This window comes from Aeribacillus pallidus, from assembly GCF_050478865.1.
Lineage (GTDB): Bacteria > Bacillota > Bacilli > Bacillales > JACDOC01 > JACDOC01.
Genome location: NZ_JBCNBW010000004.1, coordinates 1 through 13,248, shown reverse-complemented (window position 1 = coordinate 13,248; position 13,248 = coordinate 1). Strand labels below are relative to the sequence as shown.

The 13,248-nt window shown below is 38.1% G+C and carries 12 protein-coding genes; 8 read left to right on the top strand and 4 right to left on the bottom strand.

Going from position 1 to position 13,248, the window contains the following annotated elements; translation table 11 throughout:
• Positions 1 to 41: 41 nt before the first annotated feature.
• From jag to rpmH, 4 genes are all read right to left on the bottom strand, one after another.
• Positions 42 to 665, bottom strand: a complete 624-nt coding sequence (gene jag, locus ABES52_RS00635) for an RNA-binding cell elongation regulator Jag/EloR (protein ID WP_429647920.1) — start codon at positions 663 to 665, stop codon at positions 42 to 44.
• Positions 662 to 1,447, bottom strand: coding sequence for a YidC family membrane integrase SpoIIIJ (gene spoIIIJ / locus ABES52_RS00630; RefSeq protein WP_429647918.1), 786 nt, complete (start codon positions 1,445 to 1,447; stop codon positions 662 to 664). Before spoIIIJ ends, jag begins: the two co-directional genes overlap by 4 nt.
• A 106-nt stretch (positions 1,448 to 1,553) precedes the next feature.
• A complete protein-coding gene (gene rnpA / locus ABES52_RS00625) occupies positions 1,554 to 1,931 on the bottom strand; it encodes a ribonuclease P protein component (protein WP_429647916.1) in 378 nt (125 codons plus the stop codon).
• A 65-nt stretch (positions 1,932 to 1,996) separates the two neighbouring features.
• Complete coding sequence (gene rpmH / locus ABES52_RS00620; protein ID WP_429647914.1) at positions 1,997 to 2,131, bottom strand: 50S ribosomal protein L34; 135 nt, start codon at positions 2,129 to 2,131, stop codon at positions 1,997 to 1,999.
• Positions 2,132 to 2,674: 543 nt separating this feature from the next.
• Between rpmH and dnaA the strand changes: the two genes are divergently transcribed.
• The 8 genes from dnaA to ABES52_RS00580 all read left to right on the top strand — a co-directional run bounded on the left by dnaA (position 2,675) and on the right by ABES52_RS00580 (position 12,946).
• Positions 2,675 to 4,018, top strand: a complete 1,344-nt coding sequence (gene dnaA / locus ABES52_RS00615; protein WP_429647912.1) for a chromosomal replication initiator protein DnaA — start codon at positions 2,675 to 2,677, stop codon at positions 4,016 to 4,018.
• A gap of 186 nt (positions 4,019 to 4,204) precedes the next feature.
• Positions 4,205 to 5,341: a DNA polymerase III subunit beta gene (gene dnaN / locus ABES52_RS00610; RefSeq protein ID WP_429647910.1), complete on the top strand. Its 1,137-nt coding sequence runs from the start codon at positions 4,205 to 4,207 to the stop codon at positions 5,339 to 5,341.
• A gap of 184 nt (positions 5,342 to 5,525) precedes the next feature.
• A complete protein-coding gene (gene yaaA, locus ABES52_RS00605; protein ID WP_429647908.1) occupies positions 5,526 to 5,741 on the top strand; it encodes a S4 domain-containing protein YaaA in 216 nt (71 codons plus the stop codon).
• A 15-nt stretch (positions 5,742 to 5,756) separates the two neighbouring features.
• On the top strand, positions 5,757 to 6,875 hold the full coding sequence (gene recF, locus ABES52_RS00600) for a DNA replication/repair protein RecF (RefSeq protein ID WP_429647907.1): 1,119 nt from the start codon (positions 5,757 to 5,759) through the stop codon (positions 6,873 to 6,875).
• Positions 6,876 to 6,885: 10 nt separating this feature from the next.
• A complete protein-coding gene (gene remB / locus ABES52_RS00595; protein ID WP_429647905.1) occupies positions 6,886 to 7,125 on the top strand; it encodes an extracellular matrix regulator RemB in 240 nt (79 codons plus the stop codon).
• Positions 7,126 to 7,225: 100 nt separating this feature from the next.
• Positions 7,226 to 9,154, top strand: a complete 1,929-nt coding sequence (gene gyrB / locus ABES52_RS00590; RefSeq protein ID WP_429647903.1) for a DNA topoisomerase (ATP-hydrolyzing) subunit B — start codon at positions 7,226 to 7,228, stop codon at positions 9,152 to 9,154.
• A 107-nt stretch (positions 9,155 to 9,261) separates the two neighbouring features.
• Positions 9,262 to 11,739 (top strand): DNA gyrase subunit A, encoded by a 2,478-nt coding sequence (gyrA, locus tag ABES52_RS00585; RefSeq protein ID WP_429647901.1) that lies wholly within the window; start codon positions 9,262 to 9,264, stop codon positions 11,737 to 11,739.
• Between the two features lie 118 nt (positions 11,740 to 11,857).
• Entirely contained in the window at positions 11,858 to 12,946 is a 1,089-nt protein-coding gene (locus ABES52_RS00580; protein ID WP_429647900.1) for an HD-GYP domain-containing protein, read from the top strand.
• The last annotated feature ends 302 nt before the right edge of the window (positions 12,947 to 13,248 follow it).

The following is a 13,248-nucleotide window of genomic DNA, read 5'->3' as shown; positions in this document are numbered from 1 at the left end:
AAAAAATCAACCACACCGCTTCGATGTGGTTGATTTTTTCTTTACTCGTTTTTTGGAATAATAACGATATGGCGAAATGGCTCGACCCCTTCTGATTCGGTTTCTACGTACTTGTTGTTCATTAAAGCGGTATGAATCACCTTTCGCTCATAGGAAGGCATCGGCTCTAATGAAACTTTTTGCTTCGTCCGAATCGCTTTCTGAGCTAGCCGTTCTGCCAGTTGGATAAGCGTTTCTTTTCGACGTTCTCGATAATTTTCCGCGTCAAGCACAACGGTTACATATTGCTCCGACTGACGGTTCACTGCCAGTTGCGTTAAATATTGGAGCGCATTTAATGTTTGACCACGTTTCCCAATCACCATCGCAACGTCATCACTATGAAGCTGCAAATACACAACCTTTCCATCTTGATGTCCTTCTATGTCGACGGAAACGTTCATGTGACGAAATACATTCTGAAGAAACGTTTTCGCTTCTTCTACAGGATCGATTTTCACTTTTACGTGGACAACCGCTGGTCGAGAACCGAAAAGTCCCAAAAAGCCTTTTTTTCCTTCATCAATTACTCGGATGTCTATTCGATCTTCGGTAGTTTGTAATTGAGCTAAAGCTGATTCAACTGCTTCTTGAACGGTGGTACCCGTAGCAGTTAGTTCTTTCACTTTTTAGCTCCTCCCACTTGTCCTGTCGCCGCTTCTTTTTTTAATTCAGGACCTTTAATGAAATACGTTTGAATAATCATGAAAATATTCCCCACGACCCAGTATAAAGAAAGGGCTGCTGGGAAGTTAACAGCGAAGATGATAATCATAATAGGCATTAACCATAGCATCATCGCTAATTGCGGATTTTGGTTTTCTGTTCCGGCCATTAACATTTTTTGTTGGATGAACGTCGTCAAACCAGCAACTAGCGGTAAGATAAATAGCGGATCTGGTGCCCCTAAGTCAAACCACAAGAAGGTATGTTCACGAATAGGTTCCGTGCGAACAATCGCCTGATAAAAACCAATTAATATCGGCATCTGAATTAATAATGGCAAACATCCGCTAAATGGATTGACACCGTGTTTTTGAAACAATGCCATCGTTTCTTGTTGTAGCTTTTGTTGCGTTTTTTGATCTTTTGAACTGTATTTTTCTTTTAATTTTTGCAGTTCTGGTTGTAGAGCTTGCATTTTTTTAGAGTTTTGAGTTTGTTTGATCATTAATGGTAAAATCGCAAAGCGAAGCAAAATGGTAACGATAACAATCGATAGACCATAGTTGCCATTGAACGTTTCGGCCACTTTAATCATCAGCCATGATAGCGGATACACCACGTAATGATTCCAAAATCCTTCACTCTCTGCTGTGATCGGATCTTGCATCGTAGCTTCACTACAACCTGCTAATAAGGAAAGGGTTAAGACGAGTGAGACTACAAATACTATTCTCTTTTTCAACCGTATTTTCCTCCCTACTATTACGAAAATTCAAGTTTCAACGTCCCATTGATTCCAATCATACCAAAAAGTATTGTACCACTTTTTTTTATATAAAATAAGGAAATTATTCTGAACACTCATTTCCATTATGGCCCGTCTTGTTTCCTTTCCATACTTTTGCCCGTTTTAACACATGAATCAAACTTTTTTTTACTTGATAATAATCCATTTCGGCAACTGGCATTCGCGCAATAATAACGAAATCATAGCCGGTTTGAATCTGTTCTTTTGATTCTTGAAACACTTGACGAATATATCTTTTTACACGATTTCGAGTGACAGCTTTTCCGATTTTTTTACTAACCGATAACCCAATACGAAAGTTTGGTTGGTTCTCTTTTTTTAATACATAAACAACAAATTGACGGTTCGCAAAGGACTGGCCATTTTTAAAAATGAGTTGAAATTCTTCATTTTTCTTCACACGATTTTTTTTATTCATAATCATCGACACCTTAATCTCTACTTCCATTATTGTAAAAAAGACCACTGAGACATTTCAGTGGCCTACGCTGATAATACTTTTCTTCCTTTACGACGACGACGAGCTAAAACTTTACGTCCGTTTTTTGTGCTCATACGCTTACGGAATCCGTGCACTTTGCTACGTTTACGTTTATTTGGTTGGTATGTTCGTTTCATATATGACACCTCCCCGAGGAATAACTTTTTAAGTTTGAATAAAAGACAGTCTTTTTAATTATATAGATGTCTCTCAAAAGTTGTCAACTATTGTCCAGATTCTCCTTTATTACTCTTTAAAGCGTTCTTTCACATTTATTGTGGATAATTTTCGATTCATTTCGGCAATATCCACACCCATTATTGACAAGTTTTTCACAAACCAAAAGCTTGTGGACAACTTTTCTCCACAGTTGTTTGGTATTGTGGATAATCACGGAAAAGCATTGCACCTTCTATGATTATCTGATATGATTATTGTGTTTTCACTCTGTATATCTACTTGTGAATAACTAAGTTTTCCACAGATTGTGGATAGGTTGTGGACTCTTTATTCACCCCTTATGTAAAAACTTGTCCACAAACCATGAATATTGTCGAAAAGTGCTTTTCTACTTTATTATATGTTTTTCCACATTCAAGATCTTGCATGAATATAAATTTTTCGAAAAAAAACAGTTTGACAAACATTATACAAGGTGAGAGGTAAAGGAGGGAGCGGCGTTGGAGAATATATCAGATTTGTGGAATAAAGCCTTAGAAGAAATTCGTAAAAAAATTAGCAAACCAAGTTACGAAACATGGCTGAAATCTACAAAAGCTCATTCCTTACAAGGGGATACACTCATTATTACAGCTCCTAATGAATTCGCCCGTGACTGGTTGGAAGGTCGATATTCCCAACTGATTTCAAGTGTTATTTACGATATTACCGGTGAAGAATTAGAAATTAAATTTATTATTCCATTAAATCAAGATGAGCAAGAAGTCGAGGTTTCCGTTCCACCGAAACAGGTCAAAAAAGAGGAACCTCAAGAATTACCGCAAAATATGTTAAATCCAAAATATACGTTTGATACGTTCGTCATTGGTTCTGGCAATCGCTTTGCTCATGCAGCCTCATTAGCAGTAGCCGAAGCACCGGCGAAAGCGTATAACCCTCTTTTTATATATGGAGGCGTGGGATTAGGAAAAACCCACTTAATGCATGCCATCGGCCATTACGTACTCGAGCATAATCCGAACGCCAAAGTCGTTTACTTATCGTCAGAAAAATTTACAAATGAGTTTATTAACTCCATTCGAGATAATAAAGCGGTGGATTTTCGAAATAAATATCGTAACGTGGATGTTCTGCTGATAGATGATATTCAATTTTTAGCCGGAAAAGAACAAACGCAAGAAGAGTTTTTCCATACGTTTAATACTCTTCATGAGGAAAGTAAACAAATTGTCATCTCCAGCGACCGCCCACCAAAGGAAATTCCGACATTGGAAGATCGTCTCCGCTCTCGCTTTGAATGGGGGTTAATTACGGATATTACTCCACCAGATTTAGAAACACGAATTGCGATTTTACGGAAAAAGGCGAAAGCAGAAGGACTCGATATTCCAAACGAAGTGATGTTATATATTGCTAATCAAATAGATTCCAATATTCGTGAATTAGAAGGAGCATTAATACGCGTCGTTGCCTATTCTTCGCTAATCAATAAAGATATTAATGCGGATTTAGCAGCTGAAGCGTTAAAAGATATCATTCCTAGCTCCAAACCAAAAGTCATTACGATTCACGATATTCAAAAAGTAGTTGGTGAACAATACGGAGTGAAGCTCGAAGATTTTAAAGCGAAAAAGCGGACGAAATCTATTGCGTTTCCACGTCAAATCGCAATGTATTTATCTCGTGAACTAACGGACTTTTCATTACCAAAAATCGGGGAAGAATTTGGGGGAAGAGACCATACAACGGTCATTCATGCCCATGAGAAGATTTCAAAAATGCTTCAATCCGATCCCCAATTACAAAAGAAAATTAAAGAGATTAAAGATATGCTTAAACATTAATCGGGGAAAATGTGTATAACTTAGAAAAGGTTACACACAGTCTGTCCACATGTGGATAGACTGTGTTTCCTTTCATTTCACAGGGTTATCCACATATCCACAAGCTATATTACTACTAGTACGATTTATATTTAAAATATAAATATATGCAACGGCGATGAAAAAGATGAAAGTGAGGGAACCTTTGTGAGATTTTTCATCCAACGAGATCGATTAGTTCAAAGTGTGCAAGATGTGATGAAAGCTGTCACTTCTCGAACAACCATTCCTATCTTAACTGGTATTAAAGTAGTGGCTACAGAAGATGGGGTTACTTTAACTGGAAGTGATTCGGACATTTCCATTGAATCATTTTTACCAAAAGAAGAAGACGGAAATGAAATCGTTGAAATTCACCAAACTGGTGGTGTCGTTTTACAGGCGAAATTTTTTAGCGAAATCGTGAAGAAACTACCTTCAGATACGGTAGAAATTGAAGTGGGTAACCATTTCCAAACAGTTATTCGATCCGGACAAACTGAATTTAACTTAAATGGGTTAGATCATGAGGAGTATCCTCATTTACCTCAAATCATTGAAGAAAACGTCTTTAAAATACCGACCGATTTATTAAAAGCAATGATTCGTCAAACGGTGTTTGCTGTCTCTACTTCCGAAACTCGTCCGATTTTAACCGGGGTAAACTGGAAAATCGAGAATGGTGAACTTTCATGTATTGCAACAGATAGCCACCGTTTAGCGATGCGAAAAGCACCAGTCGAAATTACGGATGGGGTCACTTACAATGTCGTTATTCCTGGAAAAAGTTTAAATGAATTAAGTAAAATTTTAGATGATACTCAAGAACCAGTAGAAATTGTCATAACTGAAAACCAAATTTTATTTAAGACGAAACATTTATTGTTCTTCTCTCGTTTATTAGAAGGAAGCTACCCAGATACGACCCGTCTCATTCCGACAGATGGAAAAACAGATATTCATTTGAATACAAAGGAATTTTTGCAAGCCATTGACCGAGCTTCTCTATTAGCAAGGGAAGGGAAAAATAACGTGGTGAAACTGTCAACGTTAGAAAACGGCATGATCGAAATATCTTCCAATTCTCCTGAAATCGGAAAGGTCGTTGAACACGTAACAAGCGAATCAATCGAAGGGGAAGAACTAAAAATTTCTTTTAGTGCGAAATACATGATGGATGCCTTAAAAGCGATTGAAGGACCTGAAATTTCTATTCGCTTCACTGGAGCGATGCGTCCATTTATTATTCGCCCAATTGATAACGACTCGATTTTACAGTTAATTTTACCTGTGCGTACGTATTAATCGAGATGAATAGCATAGACTGTCGGTTTAAAACCGGCAGTTTTTATTTTTAAAACGTATGGTGGGAAAAAATCAATACTGGTAACGCCTTTTATTCTGTAAGGCCTTTAGACGTCCTTTGTCTAACTGAAAAGAATTTAGTAAAATAAATTTTTAGAGATTAATTCGAGAAAGAAGTGAGAACGTGGTAAAGGAGATTTATATTCAAACCGACACTATCACTTTAGGTCAGTTTTTAAAATTAGCGGATATTATTCAAACAGGTGGCATGGCCAAATGGTTTTTAAGTGAAAACGACGTATATATTAACGGTGAACAAGATCAGCGCCGAGGGCGTAAACTTCGAGTCGGTGATGTGATTAAAATCCCAGGTTTTGGTACTTTTAAAATTTCCCAATAAAAGGATGTACCAGGAATGTATATTGAGCGTTTACAATTAATGGATTATCGAAATTATGAATCGCTAGAAGTGGACTTTGAAAATAAAGTGAACGTCATTCTTGGAGAAAATGCGCAAGGAAAAACGAATGTAATGGAATCGATCTATGTGTTAGCCATGGCAAAATCCCATCGAACGTCCAATGATAAAGATTTAATCCGTTGGGATAGGGATTATGCTAAAATAAAAGGGAGGATAAAAAAACATCACGGATCGGTTCCACTTGAACTTGTCATCTCTAAAAAAGGAAAAAAAGCGAAATGCAATCACCTTGAGCAGAAAAAATTAAGTCAATACATCGGAAATATGAACGTTGTCATGTTTGCGCCTGAAGATCTCCACCTTGTAAAGGGGAGCCCTCAAGTAAGGCGTCGTTTTATTGATATGGAAATTGGCCAAGTCTCATCCGTTTACTTACACGAGATGAGTCAATATCAAAAAATATTACAACAACGAAACCATTATTTAAAACTGTTGCAAATGAAAAAAAACAACGATGAAACGATGCTTGATGTATTGACGGAGCAATTTATCCAGTTAGCCATTCGAGTGATGCAAAGACGCTTTGAATTCATCCGTTTATTAGAAGAATGGGCTCGCCCAATTCATGCAGGCATCTCACGAGGACTAGAAGAGTTAAAAATTATATATAAACCGTCCATTCATGTATCAGAAGAGATGAATTGGTCAAAAATGGTTAACATAATCGAGGGAAAAATGGCTGATATTCGGACGAAAGAAATAGAACGGGGAGTTACACTTGTAGGTCCACACCGTGATGATGTTCAATTTTTAGTGAATGGAAGAGACGTGCAAACGTTCGGTTCCCAAGGGCAGCAGCGGACAACTGCTTTGTCAGTGAAATTGGCAGAAATCGAATTAATTCATTCAGAAATTGGAGAGTATCCGATTTTATTGTTGGACGATGTCTTATCGGAACTGGACGATTATCGCCAGTCCCATTTATTAAATACAATTCAAGGGAAAGTTCAAACGTTTGTAACAACGACCAGTGTGGATGGCATTGACCATGAAACGTTGAACGAAGCCTCCACGTATCGTGTAGAAGCTGGGACAATGATGAGAGTTAAATGAGGTGGAAATCGTGTATGTCCATGTGGGCGGAGACGTCATGGTACAAATGAAAGAAATTATTGCGATTCTCGATTATTCAGTGATGGATGATTCAATAGAAATGGAAACATGGCTCACCGCTAACGAAAAAAAAGTGATCCGTCTTTCCAAACGCATAACGAAATCTATCGTTATTACGGATCATAAAATCTATCTCTCTCCTCTTGCTTCTACCACTTTAAAAAAACGCTCGGAAACATCTATTCAATGAAAGAAATACAACAACACTTGGCCAGTTTGGACAGAATGGCCAAGTTTTATTCATAAAAAAGCTAGATGGAACGCATTTTCGGAAAGTGTAGGTGAATAATATGGCGATGGAACAAAAGGAAAAGCAATTACAAACGTACGATGAAAATCAGATACAGGTTCTTGAAGGTTTAGAAGCTGTTCGTAAACGTCCTGGTATGTACATCGGTTCCACAAGCGCAAAAGGCTTACACCATCTCGTTTGGGAAATCGTTGATAATAGTATTGATGAAGCGTTAGCTGGTTTCTGTAATGAAATAAACGTAACGATTGAAGCGGATAACAGTATTACGGTACAAGATAATGGGCGCGGAATTCCTGTTGGAATCCATGAAAAAATGGGTCGACCAGCAGTTGAAGTCATTATGACGGTTCTTCATGCTGGAGGAAAATTCGGCGGTGGCGGCTATAAAGTATCAGGTGGTTTACACGGGGTTGGTGCATCCGTCGTAAACGCATTGTCTTCAGAAACAGAAGTATACGTTCACCGAGATGGAAAGATTTATTACCAAAAATACGAACGAGGCGTTCCATGTTTTGATTTAAAAGTTGTTGGTGAAACGGATCGTACTGGAACAACGACTCATTTTAAACCGGATCCAGAGATTTTTACGGAAACGACTGAGTTTGATTACGAAACTTTGTCTAACCGATTACGAGAATTAGCGTTTTTAAATCGTGGCATTAAAATCACGATTGAAGATAAACGGACTGAAAATCGAAAAAATGAATATTACTACGAAGGCGGAATTAAATCGTACGTTGAACACTTAAACCGTACGAAAGAAGTCCTTCATGAAGAACCGATTTACATTGAAGGAGAAAAAGACGGAATTACCGTGGAAATTTCTTTACAATATAACGATGGTTTTTCAAGTAACATTTATTCCTTTGCAAACAATATTCATACGTACGAAGGTGGTACTCACGAATCGGGATTTAAAACCGCTTTAACACGTGTTATCAATGATTATGCGCGGAAACATCAAATTTTTAAAGAAAACGATCCTAATTTATCAGGAGAAGATGTACGTGAAGGTCTAACCGCTATTGTTTCGGTGAAGCATCCTGACCCGCAATTTGAAGGGCAAACGAAGACGAAATTAGGAAACTCTGAAGCGCGGGCAATCACCGATGCTATTTTTGCGGAGCAATTTGAAAAGTTTCTACTAGAAAATCCTTCCGTAGCGAAGAAAATTGTTGAAAAAGGAGTCATGGCTGCGCGCGCACGTTTAGCGGCGAAAAAAGCTCGTGAACTGACAAGACGGAAAAATGCATTAGAAATATCGAACTTACCAGGGAAGTTAGCAGATTGCTCATCAAGAGACCCAAACATAAGCGAACTTTACATCGTTGAGGGAGACTCAGCGGGAGGTTCTGCAAAACAAGGTCGAGACCGCCATTTCCAAGCAATTTTACCGTTGCGTGGAAAAATTATTAACGTAGAAAAAGCCCGTTTAGACAAGATTTTGTCCAATAATGAAGTCCGGACTATTATTACCGCGCTGGGAACCGGAATTGGTGAAGATTTTGATATTTCCAAGGCGCGTTATCATAAAATCGTGATTATGACCGACGCCGATGTGGACGGAGCGCACATTCGAACATTGTTGCTCACGTTCTTCTATCGCTATATGCGACAAATTATTGAAGCGGGTTATATATATATTGCCCAGCCACCTTTATATAAAATTACGCAAGGAAAACGGGTGGAATATGCCTATAACGATCGACAGTTAGAGGAGATTTTAGCTTCTTTACCATCCCAACCAAAGCCAGGTATTCAACGTTACAAAGGTCTGGGTGAAATGAATCCAGAACAACTTTGGGAAACAACGATGAATCCAGAAACGCGAACGCTTCTTCAAGTAAGTCTTGAGGATGCGATTGAAGCGGATGAAACATTTGAAATATTAATGGGTGACAAAGTTGAACCGCGCAGGCAATTTATTGAAGAAAATGCGTTATACGTGAAAAACTTAGATATTTAAAGGAATGCAGGATAGGAGGATCTCCGACTATCCTGCCCTTTTCTATCACACCGATTGAAAGACAAATGATCGCATTGGTCTTTCTATAAAGGAGGTTCCTTTACAAGATGGCCGAAACACCAAATTCCAGAATTAAAGAAGTAAACATTAGCCAGGAAATGCGCTCCTCGTTTTTAGATTATGCGATGAGTGTTATTGTGTCCCGGGCATTACCGGATGTACGCGATGGATTAAAACCGGTTCACCGTCGTATTTTATACGCGATGCATGACTTAGGAATGACTGCAGATAAACCGTACAAGAAATCTGCTCGTATCGTTGGAGAAGTCATCGGTAAGTACCATCCTCACGGTGATTCTGCTGTATACGATACGATGGTTCGGATGGCTCAAGACTTCAACTATCGCTATATGCTTGTAGACGGTCACGGTAACTTTGGTTCTGTTGATGGCGACGCAGCGGCAGCAATGCGTTATACAGAAGCGCGAATGTCAAAAATCTCGATGGAGCTTTTAAGAGATATCAACAAGGACACGATTGATTATAAGGATAACTATGACGGCTCGGAAAAAGAGCCTGAAGTGCTGCCTTCTCGTTTTCCAAATTTACTTGTGAATGGATCGTCCGGTATTGCGGTTGGAATGGCAACGAATATCCCTCCGCATCAATTAGGCGAAGTGATTGATGGTTTACTTGCACTTAGTAAGGATAAAGATATTACTGTTCAAGAATTAATGGAATATATTCCTGGTCCAGACTTCCCTACTGCTGGATTAATTGTCGGTCGAAGTGGCATTCGCCGTGCTTATGAAACGGGAAGAGGTTCGATTACGTTACGTGCCCGCGTTGAAATTGAAGAAAAACCTAACGGAAAACAATCAATTATCGTTAAAGAAATTCCTTATCAAGTGAATAAAGCGAAATTAATTGAAAAAATTGCCGAGCTTGTTCGCGATAAAAAGATTGAAGGTATTACCGATCTTCGTGATGAGTCTGATCGAAATGGAATGCGGATTGTCATTGAGCTACGGAAAGATGCCAACGCCAACGTGTTATTAAATAACTTGTATAAGCAAACAGCGATGCAAACAAGCTTCGGTATTAATTTACTCGCACTAGTAAACGGTCAGCCGAAGGTGCTGAACTTAAAACAATGTTTACAACATTATTTAAACCATCAAAAAGTCGTTATTCGCCGACGGACCGAATATGATTTACGAAAAGCGGAAGCCCGTGCCCATATTTTAGAAGGATTACGCATTGCGCTTGACCATATTGATGAAATTATTAACTTAATTCGTAGCTCACAAACAACAGAAATTGCGAAAGCTGGTTTAATGGAGAAATTTTCGTTAACGGAAAAACAAGCGCAAGCCATTTTAGATATGCGTTTACAACGCTTAACCGGTCTCGAGCGCGAGAAAATCGAGGACGAATATCAAAGTCTACTAAAGCTTATTCAAGAACTAAAAGAAGTGTTAGCCGACGAAGAAAAAGTATTACAAATTATTCGTGAAGAACTTCTTGAAATTAAAGAACGTTACAATGACGAACGTCGTACTGAAATTGTTTCTGGTGGCGTGGATCAAATCGAAGACGAAGATTTAATTCCGAAAGAAAATATCGTCATCACGTTAACGCATAACGGATATATTAAGCGTCTACCAGTTTCTACGTACCGCAGTCAACGACGTGGTGGACGTGGAATTCAAGGAATGGGTATTCACAATGACGACTTCGTTGAGCATTTGCTAACGACATCAACACACGATACAATTTTATTCTTTACAAATAAAGGAAAAGTGTATAAAACAAAGGGATACGAGATTCCAGAGTTTAGCAGAACGGCGAAAGGGTTACCAATTATTAACTTATTAGAGATTGATAAAGACGAATGGGTAAATGCCATTATCCCTGTTCAAGAATTTGTCGACGATTGGTACTTGTTCTTTGCCACTAAAGAAGGAATCGTTAAACGTTCACCATTATCGTCCTTCGCCAACATTCGTACTTCAGGGTTAATTGCATTGAACTTAAGAGAAGGAGACGAATTAATTTCTGTTCGATTAACTGACGGAAATAAACATATCATTATCGGAACGAAGAATGGTATTTTAATTCGTTTCCACGAAACAGATGTGCGGTCCATGGGACGTACTGCTACTGGGGTAAAAGGGATTACGTTGGATGCCGAGGATGAAGTGGTCGGTATGGATATCTTAAACGAAGGCGAAGAAATATTAATCGTGACGAAATACGGCTATGGTAAACGAACTCCAGAAAGTGAATACCGCGTTCAAAGTCGTGGCGGAAAAGGAATTAAAACGTGTAATGTCAACGAGGCAAATGGGCCAGTTGTGTCTGTAAAGGCGGTTACTGGTGAAGAAGACTTGATGTTGATTACAGAGGGTGGCGTTCTCATTCGTATTGGGGTTGATGGAATCTCAACAATGGGACGTGTGACAAAAGGAGTTAAACTCATTCGGTTAGAAGAAAATGATGCGGTCGCAACAGTAGCCAAAGTAGAAAAAGAAGAGGACGAAGATCAAGCAACAGAAGAAAAAGGTTCAGAAGACCAAGAATAACATATTTGAGGACACCCTAATCTTAGGGTGTCTCTTTTTTTTCCTTAAAAAGTAGTAGGAAAAATTACATAATTTTTGGTAATATAGTAATAGTGAGAAAGAAAACGGGGTGGAACAGGTGAGGGTAAAAGTTTCGTGTCTAGAAGTTGGTTGCATATTAACAAAAGATGTCTTCGGGAAAACGGCTTACCCAATTATTCCAAAGAATACGACCTTATCAACTCTCCATTTGGATATTTTGAACGCTTTTCAGATTGAAGAAGTCGATGTTAGCAAAGTGAAAGCGGACGGTACGACGTTTAAACCACTTCACATCATAGAAGAAGAAGAAAAAACAAGAGAGGAAAAAAATCATATTCTCCCTGATATTGACCAATTGTACACGAAGGCGGTCAAAGGATATCAAAATGAGTACATTAAATGGCAATCGGGAGCAACAGTAGACATTACCAAAATTCGCTCACTCATAGTTCCTTTGTTAGAAGTGATTTTAGACCACTCAGCACAATTTCAAGTGCTCCTTTCAAAATCTAAAATGCAAGACTATCTTTATCACCATGCGGTATCGGTCGGATTAATTAGTGGACTGATTGCTCATAAGCTTTATGGAGACCGAGGCAAAACGATTCAAGTTGCCCTTGCTGGAACTCTCGCTGATTGCGGCATGGCTAAAATCGATCCGCAAATATTATTAAAAGAAACTACATTAACGCATCGAGAATTTGACGAAATTAAAACCCATCCCGTCTATAGTTATAAAATGATTCAATATTCCCCTTTGTTAAAGAATGAAACAAAACTTGCCGTTCTCCAACATCATGAACGAATTAATGGATCTGGATATCCTCTTGGAGAAAAGAACGAAAAAATACACCAATTCTCGAAAATAGTGGCCGTCGCTGACGTCTATCATGCGTTAACATCCGATCGGCTGTTTCGAAAGCGTGTTTCTCCGTTTAAGGCAATCGAAATTATGCTAGATGATAGTTTTGGTCAATTTGATATATTTATTATTCAAACGTTAATCAAGTTATTACACAACTTTTCAACAGGGACACGCATTCAATTAAGTAACGGCCAACAAGGTACAGTCATCTTTAAAAAAACACAAGCACCAACAAGACCAATTGTTAAAATTTCCTCGTCCGATGAAATTATTGATTTAGAAAAAACAAGAGAAATTCATATTGAACAAATCCTAGATTAGGGGAAAAGGTGGTTTGATAGATGAGATCAAATCACCTTTTTTTCTTTTTAAAAATGATAAATTAGTTGCTTAAGCATTTATTGATAAAAAGATATTTCATTTTCTCTAAAAATATAAAATTAGTCTTGCATTCTACTCTTGAAGTTGATAGAATACAAAACGTTGAGTCAAAAAACTTTATTTAGTTTACGAAAAAAGTTTTCTAAAAAAGTTGTTGACACATATTTTAATAGATGATATATTATAAAAGTCGCTAATGATTGATCCTTGAAAACTAAACAAAACGAAGCGTCAACGTCAAT